Below are 17,341 nucleotides of genomic sequence, written 5' to 3'. Positions count from 1 at the left end.
TATCGTGCGCGATTCAGGCAGGCGGCGCATTCATGAAGGCGCCACCTGCAGCACCGTAGACTGAGTGTCGTCCGGATCGTCGATCCACACGGCAAGTGCGCTGAAGTTATCGTGGCTGGCGGGCGCGATCTTGCGCACGCGCGCAGCCAGCGCGCCCAGCCATGCGTCGGGGGTCGCGGCTTCGCCAAGCGTCTCGCCCATGTAAGTCTCGTCGACGTACTCCCACAGCCCATCGCTGCAAAGCAGGAAAGCATCGCGATCGAGCAGGCCGAACGTGCCGTCGAAGCCGACGATATCCAGATCGCCAGCTGTGCCCAGCGCGGCGATCAATACGTTGCGGCGCGGATGATGGCGCGCCTGCTCAGGCGTGATCAGGCGCGCGTCGACCATCTCCTGAACGAGGCTATGGTCGCGCGTTTGCACGCTGATGTGCCCGCCACGAAAACAATACAGCCGCGAATCGCCGCAGTGGGCCCACGCCGCCGTGCGTAGTTCGCAGTCGATCGCAAGCAGCACGACGGTCGAGCGCATGTCTTTCAGCGCGGCGTCGCCACGTGCCTGTTCTTCCAGGATGTTCGCGTTCGCGTGGCCGATCGCTTTGACGAGGCGTTGGCCCGTCGGCGGCAACTCGGCGACCGTCAGGTAGCGCAGATCCGCGAGCACGCTATTGACGACGATCGCCGATGCCGTATCGCCGCCGCCGTGTCCCCCCGCACCGTCGGCGAGCACGCAATAGTAGAGACGCTCGCTCGACCAGTCGCCCAGCGCGTCCTCGTTGCGCTTTCGGCCGCCTGGGTCGCTCAGGCTTGCTGTGGCAAGTTGCACAGGAAGCCTCTGCTCGGATCGGGTTCAACTGCCGGGGCACGCGACTGTTCGGAGAGAATGCCCAGAACGAACAGGATCGCGACGCGATTCTCCGCGGCGATGTCGATGCCAAGCGTGTGCTGGATCCACTCGCCGATGCTGGTCGCCGCGAAATCGGCCGGCAGGGAGCCTTTTCTCAAGGTCACGCCGAGCTTGCGGGCGCGATAGTGATAGGACGCAATCCGATAGCGTGCGGCGATCCGCGACAGCCCGCCTTTTTCGTTCGACAGCCAGCCAAGACTGCCCGCCAGCAGCAACTGGTCGAACTCGTCGATCCCCGCGATGAAACGCGCTGCGGACTCCCGCACGGTTCGCTCTTCCAGACCGTACTGGGCCAGCACCGAGCCGACAGGATCGCTTTGCACGGCGGCTTGCTGCTCGACCTCGGCTAGCACGTCGTCATCGTCGAACGAGACGTTGCGTTGATGGCCGGCGTTGCGCAGGCAGTCGATCAGATAGCGGCGGAAGTACGCGCACACCGCATGACCGTTCGATGGCGCGCTATGCAGCGGGAAAGCTTCCGGGTGCGCATGCGCGGCTTCGAGCCGGAAGACCTTGAAGTAGATGAACTGGGAAATGAGTTCTTCCTTGTCTTCGCCCAACGCCTGCAACTCGAATGGGTGATATCCCTGCAATGCGCGGCGCACGACCGTATAGATCGATGCCATCTCGTCCTGATTCAGGCAGGTGCGCCTCTGCCACAGGTCCGACAACGCACTGTCGCAGACGCTATCGGCCGACCGTGCGCTTTCAATGTGTGTCACATGTCACCCCGCATGATGAGCACAGCGTCACGCTGTGCAGATTTGAGTACCCGATGTGCGTCTGTTCGATTAGAGCAGGGGAAACCGGAATGCGGATACGACTGTCAGCTCACTGTTGTCGAGCGTGACTCAAAGAGACAGTTATTCACTGCGAAACTGCGCAAGGCAATGCTCTAGGTATTGCACATCAGACAACAAAACCTATATGAGGGTTTACCTTGCCGCATTCCCTGGCGCGACTTTTTCAATTTCATAAAGCTGAAACGTTTGGTGATGGCAATCACGTTGATTGGTGAGTAATTTGTTATCAATGTATAGACGATGATGCATTCCGATCGATGAGCAAAAGACCGCAGACTACGTATATCTTGCGTTTTTTTCAGGTGTTTAGAAACTGTTATTTCAATCGGATTTGCGGGTCGTTCCTTTCAAGTTTGTGACCACGGCGGCGCTCCTTTTCTTTTAAATATTGCGTGCTATGCTCATATCGGTCTGTTGTGAAATGTTCGTAGAGGAACACTGCGGCATCGCATATTTTTATCGGGATTCCAAATTTGATTTGTTGTAAATCGGTTTGAGGAAGACCGGATTCGGAAGTTAACGTGGCGTGACGCGTCGCGAGGCGTGGGCACGCTAAAACTATTCGTTTCAGACTGAAGCCGACACAACAATGGCCACGCTCGATGCCGGGGTACTGCTCGCCGAAATATCGCCTGACAGTCCCTGCGGGGACGATGTCGAATACGACCCGACGTTTCTCGAACTCGAACAGGTCGTGCATGGCAAACCAGAAGTCCAGTATGGCGACACCGTAGTCGCCGCCACACCGCCTGACTGGAAAGCAGCCCAGGCCCTTGCGCTCGAACTGTTCAACAAAAGCCGCGACTTGCGTGTCGCTGCGCATCTTGCGCGCGCGCTCCTGAACCGCCAGGGCTTCACCGGGCTCGCCGAAGGAATGGCGTTGATCGAAGGCCTGCTCGAGCGGCATTGGGATCACGTCTACCCGCAACTCGACCCTGACGACGACAACGATCCAACGGCGCGTATCAATGCGCTCGCCGTACTTGTCGAACAGTCGGGGATGTTGCTCGACGTGCGCGATACAGCGCTTGCCGCGTCGCGCACGCACGGCATCGTCAGGCTGCGCGATATCGAATATGCGACGGGAGAAACGCCCGTACCCGATGGCGTCGAACCGCCATCGCTCGCCTCGATCGACGCGGCCATCGCCGACGTGCGAGACGAAGCGGCGACTACGCACGCCGCGTTGCTCTCAGCGCGCCAAAGCAACACCCGGATTGAAACGCTGTTGACGGAGCGCGTCGGCGCAGCCCAGGCGATCGACCTGTCTCCACTGTCGCGTCTGTTGCAACAGGCGGCGGGCTTCCTTGGCGAGCGGGTCAGCGACGCCAATGAGCAGACAGCAGGCGAAGCGCCAGCCGGCGAGGGCGGGGATGATGCACCCGCCGCCCCGGGCGGGGCAACGCGTGCGGCGCCAAGTGGAGAAGTCAACAGCCGGCAGGACGTCATCCGCCTGCTGGACAAGATCTGCGCGTATTACGAACAGCACGAGCCGTCGAGTCCGGTGCCGTTGTTGCTGACCCGGGCGCGCCGTCTGGTGGACAAGAGCTTCATTGAAATATTGCAGGACCTCGCGCCGGAAGGTCTCGGTCAGGCCCGGCAGGTTGGCGGTATCGAAGAATAGTCGTCGGGGAGTTGCTCATCGTAACTGATACGCTGCTCCGCCTCTCGACGGTGCGGCGTCAACCAGGGGAACTGTCGTGGCCAAGGAAAGCAGTCAGAAATTCATTGCACGCAATCGCGCGCCGCGCGTGCAGATCGAGTATGACGTCGAGGTTTACGGCTCGGAGAAGAAGGTGAATCTGCCCTTCGTGATGGGCGTGATGGCCGATCTCTCCGGACAGCCGGCGGACCCGCTCGCGCCAGTTGCGGACCGCAAGTTTCTGGAAATCGACGTCGACAACTTCGATGAGCGCTTGAAGTCGATGAAGCCGCGCGTCGCAGTCCAGGTGCCGAACATGTTGACGGGTGAAGGCAATATGGCCGTCGACATGACCTTCGAGAGCATGGACGACTTCTCGCCTGCCGCAGTCGCACGCAAGGTCGACGCGCTGTCGAAGCTGCTGGAGGCACGCGGCCAGTTGCAGAACCTCTTGACTTACATGGACGGCAAGACGGGCGCCGAGGAATTGATTGCGAAGGTGCTGAACGACCCGGCTTTGCTGCAATCGCTCGCATCCGCGCCGAAGCCACAGGAATAAGCGCGACTAACAGTGGAGTCTGACCATGGCCGAACCCACCCCCGAAGGACAAGCCCAGCAGACCGAGGGCACGCTCGAGATGAGCGACTTCGCGAATCTGCTGCAAAAGGAATTCAAGCCGAAAAGCGATAAGGCAAAGGAAGCCGTCGAGACGGCAGTGCGCACGCTAGCGGAACAGGCACTGCGCGATACCGCCGTGATTTCCAACGACGTGCTGGTGACCATCGAGAGCCTGATCGCCCAGATCGACAAGAAACTCAGTGAGCAGATCAACCTGATCATCCACTCAGAGGAGTTCCAGAAAGTAGAGAGCGCGTGGCGCGGTCTACATTACCTGGTGAACAACACCGAGACGGACGAAACGCTAAAGATTCGCGTGATGAACATTTCGAAGGGCGAACTGCACAAGACGCTCAAGAAATACAAAGGCACCGCCTGGGACCAGAGCCCGTTCTTCAAGAAGCTCTATGAAGAAGAATATGGCCAGTTCGGCGGCGAGCCCTATGGATCGCTGGTCGCCGACTACTACTTCGACAATAGCGGCCCGGATGTCGACCTGTTGACGCAGATGGCGAAGATATCCGCTGCCGCCCATGCGCCGTTCATCGCGGCCGCGGACCCGTCGGTGATGTTGATGGATTCGTGGCAGGAGCTGGCGAACCCGCGCGACCTGACGAAGATCTTCCAGACACCCGAGCATGCGGCGTGGCGCTCGCTGCGCGAATCGGAAGACTCACGCTATATCGGCCTTGCGATGCCGCGCTTTCTCGCGCGTGCGCCGTACGGCGCGAAGACCAACCCGGTCGAAGAATTCGACTTCGAGGAAGATACCGCGGGCGCGGACAGCGGCAAGTACACGTGGGCCAACGCAGCCTATGCGATGGCGACCAACATCAACCGCTCGTTCAAGATGTACGGCTGGTGCTCGCGGATTCGCGGCATCGAGTCGGGCGGGGCAGTGGAAGGTTTGCCCGTGCATTCGTTCCCGACCGACGACGGCGGCGTCGACATGAAGTGCCCGACTGAAATCGCGATCAGCGACCGGCGCGAAGCGGAGTTGGCGAAGAACGGCTTCATGCCGCTCGTACACAAGAAGAACTCGGATTTTGCGGCGTTTATCGGTGCGCAGTCATTGCACAAGCCGGCCGAGTACGAAGATGCCGACGCGACCGCGAACGCGAATCTGGCTGCGCGACTGCCGTATCTGTTTGCATGCAGCCGCTTCGCGCATTACCTGAAGTGCATCGTGCGCGACAAGATCGGCAGCTTCAAGGAAAAAGACGACATGCAGCGCTGGCTGCAGAACTGGATTCTGCAATATGTCGACGGCGATCCAGCCCATTCCACCGAAGAGTCAAAAGCGCGCCGGCCGCTTGCCGCCGCTGAAGTCGTGATCGAAGAAGTCGAAGGCAACCCGGGTTACTACACTTCGAAGTTTTTCCTGCGTCCGCATTATCAGTTGGAAGGCCTGACCGTGTCGTTGCGGCTGGTCTCGAAGCTTCCGTCCGCCAAGGCGGCATGACGGAATTCCATTATCAGTGGTGAACCGATTTGATTGGAGAAGAACATGGCCGTCGATATGTTCATTAAGCTGGGCGACATCAAAGGTGAGTCTCAGGACAAGTCTCATAAGGATGAGATCGATGTGCTCGCGTGGAGTTGGGGGCTGAGCCAGAGCGGCACGATGCACCTGGGAACGGGCGGCGGTGCCGGCAAGGTGAACGTGCAGGACATATCGTTCACCAAGTACGTCGACAAGTCGACACCGACGATCATGCTGGCCTGCGCAAAGGGCTCGCACATAGACTCGGTCATTCTCACCGTGCGCAAGGCGGGGGGCGACAATCCGCTCGAGTACTACAAGGTCACGCTGACCGCGTGCCTGATCAGCTCGTATTCGACGGGCGGCTCGGGTGGTGAGGACCGCTTCACCGAGAACGTGACGCTGAACTTCGAACAGTTCCATGTCGAATATCAGCCGCAAAACGCGAAGGGCGCGAAGGAAGGCGGGGTCGTCGAGATGAAGTGGAACATCGTGAAGAACGATCCAACTAACGGCTAGCGGCAGCGTACCGCCGTGCCCGGGGCGTGTGGCGCGGCGGCACTGCGATGTCATGGCACAGGCGATGGCATCGCAGTGTGGTTCGGCAGCCTTGACCCGGCCTGACGGAGCGACTGACATGACGGCAGAAGAAAGCTTGCGCGAGGGCAATCTGGACGAATGCCTGCGCCTGTTGCAAATGCAGGTTCGCAACGATCCGTCGAAGGCGGCCCACCGCGTGTTCCTGTTCCAGCTGCTCGCAGTGCTCGGCGCATGGGACCGCGCGTTGACACAACTCAATGTGGCCGGCGACCTCGACGCCGCGGCATTGCCCATGGTTCAAATGTATCGCGAGGCGCTGCAATGTGAAGCGCTGCGCGAAGCAGTCTTCAACGGTGCGCGTGCGCCATTGATTTTCGGCGAGCCGACCAGCTGGCTTGCGCTGCTGGTCGAAGCATTGCGGCTCGATGCCGCAGGCGACCACGCAGCGGCCGTGGCCGCACGCGAGCAGGCGCTCGGCGATGCGCCCGCCACCTCGGGGAGCGTGAACGGCGAACCGTTCGAGTGGATCGCCGATGCCGACACACGGCTCGGGCCGACGCTCGAAACGGTGCTCAACGGCCGTTACTACTGGGTGCCGTTTTTCCGCATCAAGCGCATCGAGATCGAAGCGCCCGTCGACCTGCGCGACCGGGTCTGGACGCCGGCGGTGTTCACCTGGGCCAACGATGGCCAGGCGGTCGGACTGATTCCGACGCGCTACGCCGGCACACTGGCCGAAAAGAAACATGCGCTGTGGCTCGCGCACCTGACCGAATGGATTGGCAGCGATGCGGCAGACGCGCGCCCGGTTGGGCAACGCATGCTGACAACCGACGCGAACGACTACGCGTTGCTCGACATCCGCACGATCGAACTCGCGGTCGAGGCTCCGTCAGGCAGCGAGGGCGGCGCTGGCGCCGCGCCGGATCATGGCTGAGCTGAGCTCGCGTGACCGGCTGCAACCGTCGCTGCTCGACCGGCTGACCGACCACGAGCCCGAGGTCAAGCAGGAGGCGCGCGAACGCCGGGTACTGTCGATACGCGCACTGCGTCAGAGCGTGCAGCGCGATCTCGCGTGGCTGCTCAACGCGAACGGCCTTTCGTCGGTGCAGGATGTGTCGGGCTATCCGTATGTGAGCACGTCGGTGTTGAACTACGGCTTTCCCGATATCGCCGGCAAAACCGCCTCGGGTGTCGATCCGGCGAAGCTGGAAAAACACGTGCGCGATGCGATCTGGGCGTTCGAGCCGCGCATCTTGCGCGAGACGGTGCGCGTGACGGCGATCCAGGTCGAAGAGACCACGGCCCAGCACAACACCGTGTCGTTTCTGATCGAGGGAGACCTGTGGGCACAGCCATACCCGGAGCGACTCTATTTCAGGACTGAACTGGATCTGGAGGCCGGAGAAATCAGAGTGATCGACCAAAGCGGCGCGCGCTGAACACATGAACCCGGAACTGATCAAATACTACAGCGCGGAACTCCAGCACCTGCGGGAAATGGGCGGCGAGTTCGCCAAAGAATATCCGAAGATCGCCGGGCGGCTCGGGCTCGAAAGCCTCGAATGCGCGGACCCGTATGTCGAGCGATTGCTCGAAGGTTTCAGCTTTCTCGCCGCGCGCGTGCAACTGAAGATCGATGCGGAGTTTCCACGTTTCACCCAGCATCTCACTGAGCTTGTCTATCCGCACTATCTGGCGCCGACGCCGTCGATGACCGTCGTGCAGATCCGGCCCGATCTGAGCAACTCGGGCCTCGCGGAAGGGGTCAAGATTGCACACGGCAGCGCGTTGCGCAGCCTGCTCGACAAGAACGGCTCGACGCGTTGCGAATATCGCAGCGCGCACGACCTGACGCTGTGGCCGCTCGAAATCGCCGACGCGAAGTTCTTCACGCATTCGGGATCGCTGGGCGGCGCCGATATCGCGTTGCCGGCAGGCGTCAAAGCGGGCCTGCGGCTGCGCCTGCGCGCGACGGGTGGTCTGAAGATCAACCAGCTGAAGCTCGACAAACTGGCGCTATACCTGCGCGGCACCGACTCGATGCCGACCCGCCTCTACGAGCGCCTCGTCGGATCGGCGATGGGTGTGGTCGTGATGCCAGTGTCGCGGCCCGCGACCTGGCACATGCAATTACCCGCTACGGCTGTCGCGCCGATGGGCTTCGCGGAAGATGAAGCGCTGCTGCCGATCAGCAAGCAATCGTTTCAGGGTTACCGGCTGCTGCAGGAGTATTTCGCGTTCGCAGCGCGTTTCATGTTCGTTTCGATCGACGGCTTGCAGCAGGCGCTGCGCCGCTGCGGCGACAACGAAGTCGAAGTGATCGTGCTGTTGAAGCGCGGTGACCCGATGCTGGAGCAGGCGGTCGACGCATCGAATTTCGCGCTCTACTGCACGCCCGCGATCAACCTGTTTCCGCGCCGCACCGATCGCATCGCGCTGTCGGCCGAGCAGTTCGAATACCACGTGGTGGCCGACCGCACCCGACCGATGGACTTCGAGATCTACCGGATCGAGGAGGTCACGGGCTATGGCGCAGGCGCGGCCGCCGAGCAGAAGTTCGAGCCGTTCTATCACGCGCGCGATCTCGGCGCTGGCTATGGCGCAGGCGCGTACTACCAGGTGCGGCGCGACAAGCGCGTGCGCTCGTCGCGTCAGGCCGAGCGCGGACCACGCACCAGCTATCTCGGCAGCGAGACCTTCATCGCGCTCGTGGACGCGGCTAACGCGCCGTTTCGCGGCGACTTGCGCCAGCTTGGTTTGCAGGTGCTTTGCACGAATCGCGACCTGCCGCTTACGTTGTCGATCGGCGTTGGCGCGAGTGACTTCACACTCGACGTCGAGGCGCCCATCGAAAGCGTGCGCTGCGTGAGCGGCCCGAGCCGGCCGCTGCCGTCGTTTGCGCATGGCGCGGTCGCGTGGCGGCTCTTGAGTCACCTGTCGCTGAACTATGCATCGCTCGTCGATAGCGACGCGAAAGAGGGCGCCCGCGCCATGCGCGATCTGCTGAGCCTCTATTGCCCCGTCGACGATCCCGCGGCGCAGCGGATGATCGAAGGCTTGCATTCGATCGAATCGCATCCCGTCACGCGGCGTCTGCCCTGTGCCGGGCCGATCGTGTTCGGACGCGGCCTCGCGATCACGCTGACGCTCGACGACGCGGCTTTCGAAGGCGCCGGCGCATTTTTGCTCGGCGCGGTGCTATCGCACTACTTTGCGCAATACGTGTCGATCAATTCATTCGCCGAGACGGTGGTCAGAACGCTGTCGCGCGGCGAGATCATGCGATGGCCAGCGAGGGTCGGACAATGCCGGACGCTCTGACCCTGCTGCGCGAGCTCGAAGCGCACGCCTACCGCTTCGATTTCTTCCAGGCCCTGAGGCTCATCGAGAACGCCTACCGGGACAAGCCGCGCATCGGCGAATCGCTGCGCCCGCGCGACGACGCGGTGCGCTTTTCGCAGGAGCCCGAGCTGATCTTTCATCCGACCACGCTCGGTGAATTGAGGCCGTCTCACGACGGACACGCGGCGCGGCTGGCGGTGAATTTTTTTGGTCTCATGGGGCCGCACGGCCCGATGCCCGTACACCTGACCGAGTACGTGCGCGACCGCGCGCGCAATGCGAACGATCCCACCTTTGCGCGCTTTCTCGATATCTTCCATCACCGGATGGTGTCGCTGTTCTATCGCGCCTGGGCCAATGCGCAGCCGACCGTGAGTCTCGACCGGCCGGAGCGCGACCGCTTTTCCGTTTATGTGGGCAGCACGTTTGGCCTGGGTGAAGCGGCGCTGCGCGAGCGCGACGCGGTGCCCGACTTCGCGAAATTGCATTTCGCCGGCTTGCTGTCCGGTCCGACTCGCCCCGCCGAGGGCTTGCAACTGATCCTTGCGCGCTTCTTCAACCTGCCCGTACGCATCGAGCAATGGGTCGGCCACTGGATGGAACTGCCGCGCGACACGCTATCGCGCCTGGGCGCGCGGGACGGCTCGGCGTCGCTCGGCATCTCGACGTTGCTCGGCGCGCGCGTGTGGGATTGCCAGCACAAGTTCCGCATCGTCATCGGGCCGTTGACGCTCAACGACTACGAACGCTTCCTGCCAGGCGGCGACAGCCTGCGGCGTCTCACTGACTGGGTGCGCAACTACGTGCGCGACGGCCTCGATTGGGACGTCAACCTGTGGCTCAGGCAGGAGGACGTGCCACGCCTCGCGCTGGGTCGCCGCGCCCGGCTTGGTTACACGAGCTGGCTGCTGAGCGGCCCCGCCGCGCAGGACCAGCGTCAGTTGCGGTTGCATCCCGCTTCGTTGTCCGGACGGCCCGCCGAGCCCACGCGTAGCGACGCAGGGGCGAGCGAGCCGGCATCCCAACACTCACCGAAGGACTAGCAAAATGGCCGAAATCAAACGTGCAGCGTTGTTCGGCAAGCTGAACAAGCTGGCCTATCGCGCAATCGAAAGCGCAAACGTGTTCTGCAAGTTGCGCGGCAATCCGTATATCGAGCTCGTGCATTGGTTCCACCAGGTTCTGCAGTTGCAGGACTCGGATCTGCATCGCATCGTCAAGCACTTCGGCATCGAGCCATCGGCGCTCGCGCGCGATCTGACGGACGCACTGGACCGGCTGCCGCGCGGGGCAGGGTCGGTGGTGGATATTTCGTCGCAGGTCGAGGAAGCCGTCGAGCGCGGCTGGGTGTTCGGCTCGCTGCTGTTCGGTGAGTATCAGGTGCGCACCGGTCACCTGGTGGTCGGGTTGCTGAAGACGCCGTCGCTGCGTAACGGGCTGTACGGCATCTCGCGCCAGTTCGAGCGGGTCAAGCTCGATCCCCTCGTCGAAGAGTTCGACAGCCTGCTCGGCGGCTCGCCCGAAGCGGGGATGACCGCGAGCGACGGTTCTCAGGCCGCGGGTGCCGCCCAGGCCGGCGACACCGGCGGCGCAGTGCCGCCCGCCGCAATGGGCAAGCAGGAAGCGCTCAGGCGCTTCACCACCGATCTGACCGAGCAGGCGCGCAACGGCAAGCTCGATCCGATCGTCGGTCGCGACGAAGAGATTCGCCAGGTGGTCGACATTCTGATGAGGCGCCGTCAGAACAACCCGATCCTCACGGGCGAAGCGGGCGTCGGCAAGACGGCCGTGGTCGAGGGCTTCGCGCAGCGCATCGTCGCGGGCGACGTGCCGCCTACGCTGCACGACGTGCAGTTGCGCACGCTCGACGTCGGCCTGTTGCAAGCGGGCGCGAGCATGAAGGGCGAGTTCGAGAACCGGCTGCGCCAGGTGATCGAGGAAGTGCAGGCTTCCGAAAAGCCGATCATCCTGTTCATCGACGAAGCGCACACGCTGGTCGGCGCGGGCGGCGCGGCGGGCACCGGTGATGCGGCGAACCTGCTGAAGCCGGCACTCGCGCGCGGCACGCTGCGCACCGTCGCGGCGACAACGTGGGCCGAGTACAAGAAGCACATCGAAAAAGACCCGGCGCTCACGCGCCGTTTCCAGGTCGTGCAGGTGCCGGAGCCGGACGAGACGAAGGCCATCCTGATGATGCGCGGCATCACGTCGACGATGGAAAAGCATCACAAGGTGCAGGTGCTGGACGAGGCGCTCGAAGCGGCAGTGCGCCTGTCGCACCGCTACATCCCCGCGCGCCAGTTGCCGGACAAGGCGGTGAGCCTGCTCGACACCGCTTGCGCGCGTGTCGCCGTGAGCCAGCATGCGACACCGCCTTCCGTCGACGACTCGAGAAAGCGTATCGCCGCGCTCGAAACGGAGCTGGAAATCATCGGACGTGAGACAGCGGTCGGCATCGAGACGGGCGAACGGCTTGCCGTGGCGACCGAGCGCGTGACGGCTGAACGCGCGCGTCTGACCGAACTCGAAGCGCGCTGGGAGGCGGAAAAGGAACTGGTGACGCGCATCCTCGATCTGCGCGCGCAATTGCGCAACGAAACCGGCAAGGTCGAAGGCGCAGCCGAAGCAGCCCCCACCGCGCCCGCCGATGACGCCGCACGCGAAGCGCGCCTTACCGAACTGCGGGAGTTGCAGGCGAAGCTCGCGGAACACCAGGGCGACGATCCGCTGATCCTGCCAACCGTCGACCAGCAGGCGGTCGCCTCGGTGGTGCAGGACTGGACGGGGATTCCCGTGGGCCGGATGGTCCGCAACGAGATCGAGAACGTGCTGAAGCTCGCCGAGAACCTGAACAAGCGGATCATCGGCCAGGGCCACGCGACCGAGATGATTGCGCGGCGCATCCAGACTTCGCGCGCGGGCCTCGACAATCCGAACAAGCCGATCGGTGTGTTCATGCTCGCCGGCACGTCCGGTGTCGGCAAGACGGAAACCGCGCTGGCGCTCGCCGAAGTGCTGTACGGCGGCGAGCAGAACGTCATCACGATCAACATGAGCGAGTATCAGGAAGCGCATACGGTGTCGTCGCTCAAGGGCGCGCCGCCGGGCTACGTCGGCTATGGCGAAGGCGGCGTGCTGACCGAGGCGGTGCGGCGCCGGCCCTATAGCGTCGTGCTGCTCGACGAAGTGGAAAAGGCGCATCCTGATGTACACGAGATATTCTTCCAGGTGTTCGACAAGGGCTGGATGGAGGACGGCGAAGGGCGCGTGATCGACTTCAAGAACACGCTGATCCTGCTCACGACCAACGCCGGCACCGACCTGATCACGAACCTGTGCAAGGACCCCGAACTGATGCCCGAGCCGGAGGGCATCGCGAAAGCGCTGCGCGAGCCGCTGCTGAAGGTGTTCCCGCCCGCGCTGCTTGGGCGGGTGGTCGTGATTCCCTACTACCCATTGTCCGATGAGATGCTTGGCGCGATCATCCGTTTGCAACTCGGGCGAATCGAAAAGCGCGTGCGCGCGACGCACAAGATTCCGTTTTCGTATGACGACGACGTCGTGAAGCTGATCGCGAGCCGCTGCACGGAACTGGAAAGCGGCGGCCGGATGATCGACGCGATCCTGACGAACACGCTGCTGCCGCATATCAGCAACGAGTTCCTCAAGCGGATGATGAACGGTGCGACAGTGTCGAAGGTGCAGATCGGCGCGCGCGACGGCGAGTTCGTCTATACGTTCGATTGAGCAGGCGGCCGGATCGGCCCGTTTCGTTTGACGGAGTATTCGTATGCCGCAACAAGTCAGCATGGGCGCGACGCTGCAGTGCTCGTTCGGCGCAGCGCCGTCGACGCTCGTCGTCCTGCCGGTGAATCGCGTGATGGGCGAGGGGCCGCCCGCGGCCAACATCATGGACCACGTGCCGCTCGTCAATATCATGCCGTTCGGCGTGTGCAGTTCACCCGCCAACCCGACGGTGGCCGCGGCGACGGCCGCGGCGCTCGGCGTGCTGACACCGATGCCGTGCGTGCCCGCAACGATGTCGCCATGGGTGACGGGCGCGCCGACCGTGCTGCTCGGCAACCAGCCGTCGCTCGACAACGTATCGAAGTGCATGTGCAACTGGGGCGGCGTGGTCACGATCGTCAATCCGGCCACCGTCAAGACAATGATCCCGTGACATGACCAGCCAAGCCACCGACCGACACGTCACCGTCAGTTGCGCGCCTGCCGGCAGCGACCTGCTGTTTCTGCGCCTGACCGGCCATGAGGAGCTGGGCCGGTTGAGCGAGTTTCATCTGGACCTGCTCAGCATGAGCAACGACCTGAAGCCGGGCGACCTGCTCGGCCAGGACATTTCGGTGGCGATCGACTTGCCATCCGAAGGCGAGCGGCAGATCAACGGCATCGTCACGTCATTTCGCCTCCTCGCCCCCGGCGACAAGACCCGCAACCGGATGGCCCGCTACGAAGCGATGGTGCGGCCCCGGCTGTGGCTGCTCACGCGGGCATCGCACTGCCGCTTCTTTCACGAGATGACGGTGCCCGACATCATCGCGAAGGTGTTGCAGGACTATGACGTCGACATGAGCAATAAATGCTCGGCGACCTATCCGTCGCTGGAGCATTGCGCGCAGTATCGCGAGACCGATTTCGCGTTCGTCAGCCGGCTGATGGAGCACGAGGGCATCTACTACTACTTCGAGCACAAAGGCGGCAAGCACACGCTCGTGATGACCGATTCCGCCGACGTCCATGCGTCGATCGATCATTACGCGACGATTTCGTACGACGGATGGTACGAACCCGTGCAGGAGAAGGAGTGCGTCTATCAATGGTCGTCGGGCGCGGAACTGCAGACGGGCAAGTACGAAGTCAACGAGTACGACTTCGAGAAACCGTCGTCGAGCAACCAGCAGGGCCTGCTGTCGCGCGCAACGAGGCCGAAAGTCTACGATCCGCCCGTATACACGATGCAGGAGCATCTGAGCGGCCACATCGAGTCGAGCGACGGCGACCGTTATGCGAAAGTCGGCGTGGAAATACGCCAGGCGCGCAACGACAGCATCAGCGGGCGCACCAGCGCCCGCGGTGTGTGGCCAGGTGGGCTCTTCAAGCTGCAGGAACATGCGTGCGATGCGCAGAATCACGACTACCTGGTGGTCAGCGCCGAGTACGAAATCAACACGGACACCTACGTCTCGACGTACACCGATCACGCGGCGCTGCCATTCTTCGATTGCAGCTTCACCGCGCTGCGCAAGGAGAATCAGTTCCGCGCCGAACGCATCACGCCGCGCCCCGTCGTCGCGGGCCCGCAGACCGCGATGGTGGTCGGCCCCGACGGCGACGAGATCCTGACTGACAAGTATGGCCGCATCAAGGTGCAGTTTCACTGGGAGCAGTTCGCGCCGCCGTCCGATGCCAGCGAACGGATGAAGCGCTGCTGGGTGCGCGTGTCACACAGTTGGGCGGGCAAGCGCTGGGGCACGTTCTTCATTCCGCGCATCGGCCAGGAGGTGCTGGTCGATTTCATCGAAGGCGATCCGGACCGGCCGCTCGTCACCGGCTGCGTGTACAACGCGAACACGATGCCGCCCTACGACCTGCCGGCGAACTCCGCGCTCTCGACGCTGAAAAGCAATTCGACGAAAGGTGGCGGCGGGTTCAACGAAATGCGCTTCGACGACACGAAGGGCAGCGAGCAACTGTTCTTTCATGCGGAGAAAGACCACGAAACGTGGATCAAGAACGATACGCTGGCGAATGTCGGCAACGACCGGCATCTGAAGGTCACGGGCAACGAATTCATCGCGGTGACGGGCGCGCGGCACGACGCCGTGACGGGCGACCGGAACGCAAAAGTGGACGGCAACGATTCGTTGAACGTCAGCCAGAAGCTGCAGGAAAAAGTCGGCATGGACTACGCGCTCGATGCGGGCATGAATGTGCATATCAAAGCCGGCATGAATGTCGTGATCGAAGCGGGCGTAAGTATTACGCTGAAGGCAGGCGGCGCGTTCGTGGTGGTCGGGCCCGCGAGCGTCGCGGTATCGGGCACGCCGATCCTGTTGAATTCCGGCGGTTCGGCCGGCTCCGGCAGCGGCTCGTCGCCGACCGCGCCGACTGCGCCGAAGGACGCCGACGATGGCACAAAGAAGCTCAAATCATGACGCGATGCTTGGCCATTGGGGCCGGGGAGACAAGTGAACGATCCGATTCTTTCGTTGCGCGTCGCGCGCTTCAATGACGAGCCGGTCGCCGAGCCGATCGCGGTCGAGTTCGGCCCGACGGGCGGGACGATTGGCCGCGCGACCGATTGCACGCTGGTGTTGCCCGACCAGCAGCGCGCGATTTCACGCGTGCATGCGCGGATCGAATTCCGCGGCGGCGAGTATCTGTTGTGCGATCTCGGCAGCAACCCGAGCGTGCTGAACCAGCGCGCGCTGGGCGGCACGCGCGAGGCACGGCTCGCGAACGGCGACCGTCTGATGATCGGCACCTATCTGCTCGAAGTGACGATTGCGGAACGCGTGGCGGGAGCGCGCAGCGTGACAGGCCTGGCCGATCCGCTGGCAGCGGTGAAGGTGCTCGGCGGACCGTTGCCCGCCGATGCGCAAGGCGACCCGTTCGGTCTTGGCTCGCTGGATCCTCTCGGACAGCCCGCGTTCGGCGAACGCGCGGGGATTGCGTCGGGGCCGCGCTACGCGGGCTCTGAAAGCGATCATGTCGCGCCGGAGTTTCAGGCGTTCTCGGCGCCCGTCGCGGCGCCGCGTGCGCCGGCGCCTGCCCCTGCGCTGCCCATCGTGCCCAATGCGGCGACACCGTCGCCCTCCGGAATTCCCGCTGATTACGATCCGCTCGCGGACGTGCTCGCGCAATGGGAGAAGCCGGCGCAGTCCGGCGGCGCGCACACGTCGCCGCTGTTTGCTCCGTCGCCGTCTGCGCCGTCCAATCCGTCCGCGTTTGCGTCGAACGTTGCGCCAGCGCAGGCACCCGCGCCGCCGGTTCCCGCGTCGCAAAACGGGCCCACTGGCTTGCCCCAAAGCCTGCTCGATGGTTCCGGCGGCGGCGCTGCAACGCCGTTCGATGATCTGCTCGCGCCATCGGCAGCCCCGCTCATTCCGGAAGATCTCACCGAGATCGCGCCTGCTTCTTCGTTGCCTGATGCTGCACGGTTTGCTCGCGTCGCGCCTGCACCTGCACCCGCGCCTGCTCCTGCTCCTGCTCCTGCGCAGCCAGCGGTGCAGCAAGCATCGCCCACGCAACGCGAACCCGAGCCGGCCCCCGCTGCGATGGCCGCGCCAGCCCCCAAGGCAACCGCGCCCGCCGTCCAGCCTGAGCCGGCGCCGCCGCGTGGCCCGATTGCGAATGGCGACACATTCGCGGCGCTGCTCGAAGGGCTCGGCCTCGACCCTTCGCGCGCGCCGAACCTGCCGCCCGCCGAACTCGCGCGACTGGTCGGCATGATGCTGCGCGAGGCGCTGCGCGGCACGATGGCCGTGCTGCGCGCCCGTTCGATGACCCGGCGAGAAGCGCGCCTCGACGTCACGCTGATCGTTGCGCGCGACAACAATCCGCTGAAGTTTTTTCCCGATGTCGACAGCGCGCTCGCGCAGATGCTCACGGGCCGTGGCGCGGGTTACCTGCCGCCCGCCGAAGCGCTGGAGCGCGCGTTCGACGACATCGAGTCGCACGAACTGGCCGTGATCGTCGGCATGCGCGCGGGGTTGGCCGAAGTGCTCGGCCGTTTCGATCCCGCCAGCATCGAAGCCCAGTTGAAAGCGGGCGGGGTGATCGACAAGGTGTTGTCGAACCGCAAGGCGAAACTGTGGGACCTGTTCGTCGACAGGCAGGCAGACGTCGCGCGCGAAGCAGAAGACGATTTTCAGAGACTGTTCGGCAAGGCGTTCAACGATGCATACGAAGCGCAGATCGACGCGCTGCACGCCGCGCGCAAAAGCGGCAAGAAGGACCCCCACTAGCCACCACTGACCCCTTCT

At 63.4% G+C, this 17,341-nt stretch carries 14 protein-coding genes; 12 read left to right on the top strand and 2 right to left on the bottom strand.

The annotated features are described in order from the left end of the window. Window positions 1–30: 30 nt before the first annotated feature. The gene (locus BLT65_RS05160; protein WP_091775526.1) at window positions 31–825 is read right to left on the bottom strand and encodes a PP2C family protein-serine/threonine phosphatase; all 795 of its coding nucleotides are present in this window, start codon (window positions 823–825) and stop codon (window positions 31–33) included. Further along, complete coding sequence (locus BLT65_RS05155; protein WP_091775523.1) at window positions 801–1,532, bottom strand: hypothetical protein; 732 nt, start codon at window positions 1,530–1,532, stop codon at window positions 801–803. Before BLT65_RS05155 ends, BLT65_RS05160 begins: the two co-directional genes overlap by 25 nt. Window positions 1,533–2,298: 766 nt before the next feature. Between BLT65_RS05155 and tssA the strand changes: the two genes are divergently transcribed. The 12 genes from tssA to tagH all read left to right on the top strand — a co-directional run bounded on the left by tssA (window position 2,299) and on the right by tagH (window position 17,323). Then, window positions 2,299–3,333: a type VI secretion system protein TssA gene (gene tssA, locus BLT65_RS05150; protein ID WP_042306134.1), complete on the top strand. Its 1,035-nt coding sequence runs from the start codon at window positions 2,299–2,301 to the stop codon at window positions 3,331–3,333. 76 nt (window positions 3,334–3,409) lie between these two features. Beyond that, window positions 3,410–3,910: a type VI secretion system contractile sheath small subunit gene (gene tssB, locus BLT65_RS05145; RefSeq protein ID WP_007740143.1), complete on the top strand. Its 501-nt coding sequence runs from the start codon at window positions 3,410–3,412 to the stop codon at window positions 3,908–3,910. 25 nt (window positions 3,911–3,935) lie between these two features. After that, window positions 3,936–5,432, top strand: a complete 1,497-nt coding sequence (tssC, locus tag BLT65_RS05140; protein WP_007580064.1) for a type VI secretion system contractile sheath large subunit — start codon at window positions 3,936–3,938, stop codon at window positions 5,430–5,432. Between the two features lie 45 nt (window positions 5,433–5,477). Beyond that, window positions 5,478–5,972: an Hcp family type VI secretion system effector gene (locus BLT65_RS05135; RefSeq protein WP_007740151.1), complete on the top strand. Its 495-nt coding sequence runs from the start codon at window positions 5,478–5,480 to the stop codon at window positions 5,970–5,972. 118 nt (window positions 5,973–6,090) lie between these two features. Continuing rightward, on the top strand, window positions 6,091–6,930 hold the full coding sequence (locus tag BLT65_RS05130) for a type VI secretion system accessory protein TagJ (protein WP_007580067.1): 840 nt from the start codon (window positions 6,091–6,093) through the stop codon (window positions 6,928–6,930). Next, a complete protein-coding gene (gene tssE, locus BLT65_RS05125; RefSeq protein WP_007580069.1) occupies window positions 6,923–7,435 on the top strand; it encodes a type VI secretion system baseplate subunit TssE in 513 nt (170 codons plus the stop codon). The genes BLT65_RS05130 and tssE overlap by 8 nt, the downstream gene beginning before the upstream one ends. Window positions 7,436–7,439: 4 nt before the next feature. After that, window positions 7,440–9,317 carry a type VI secretion system baseplate subunit TssF gene (gene tssF, locus BLT65_RS05120; protein ID WP_091775520.1) on the top strand — a complete coding sequence of 626 codons (1,878 nt, stop codon included), beginning with the start codon at window positions 7,440–7,442 and terminating at the stop codon, window positions 9,315–9,317. Continuing rightward, complete coding sequence (gene tssG / locus BLT65_RS05115; protein WP_091775516.1) at window positions 9,302–10,381, top strand: type VI secretion system baseplate subunit TssG; 1,080 nt, start codon at window positions 9,302–9,304, stop codon at window positions 10,379–10,381. Before tssF ends, tssG begins: the two co-directional genes overlap by 16 nt. A gap of 4 nt (window positions 10,382–10,385) precedes the next feature. Further along, window positions 10,386–13,085: a type VI secretion system ATPase TssH gene (gene tssH, locus BLT65_RS05110; protein WP_091775513.1), complete on the top strand. Its 2,700-nt coding sequence runs from the start codon at window positions 10,386–10,388 to the stop codon at window positions 13,083–13,085. Between the two features lie 43 nt (window positions 13,086–13,128). Continuing rightward, a complete protein-coding gene (locus tag BLT65_RS05105) occupies window positions 13,129–13,518 on the top strand; it encodes a DUF4280 domain-containing protein (RefSeq protein ID WP_042306128.1) in 390 nt (129 codons plus the stop codon). 1 nt (window position 13,519) lies between these two features. Further along, window positions 13,520–15,511, top strand: a complete 1,992-nt coding sequence (locus BLT65_RS05100; protein WP_091775510.1) for a type VI secretion system Vgr family protein — start codon at window positions 13,520–13,522, stop codon at window positions 15,509–15,511. A 33-nt stretch (window positions 15,512–15,544) separates the two neighbouring features. Continuing rightward, a complete protein-coding gene (gene tagH / locus BLT65_RS05095) occupies window positions 15,545–17,323 on the top strand; it encodes a type VI secretion system-associated FHA domain protein TagH (protein WP_091775507.1) in 1,779 nt (592 codons plus the stop codon). Window positions 17,324–17,341 lie beyond the last annotated feature (18 nt).

Origin of the sequence: Paraburkholderia steynii, from assembly GCF_900100565.1 — a bacterium.
GTDB lineage: Bacteria > Pseudomonadota > Gammaproteobacteria > Burkholderiales > Burkholderiaceae > Paraburkholderia > Paraburkholderia terrae.
The sequence above is the reverse complement of the archived record's forward strand: the minus strand, read 5'-3'. Positions and strand labels throughout refer to the sequence as shown.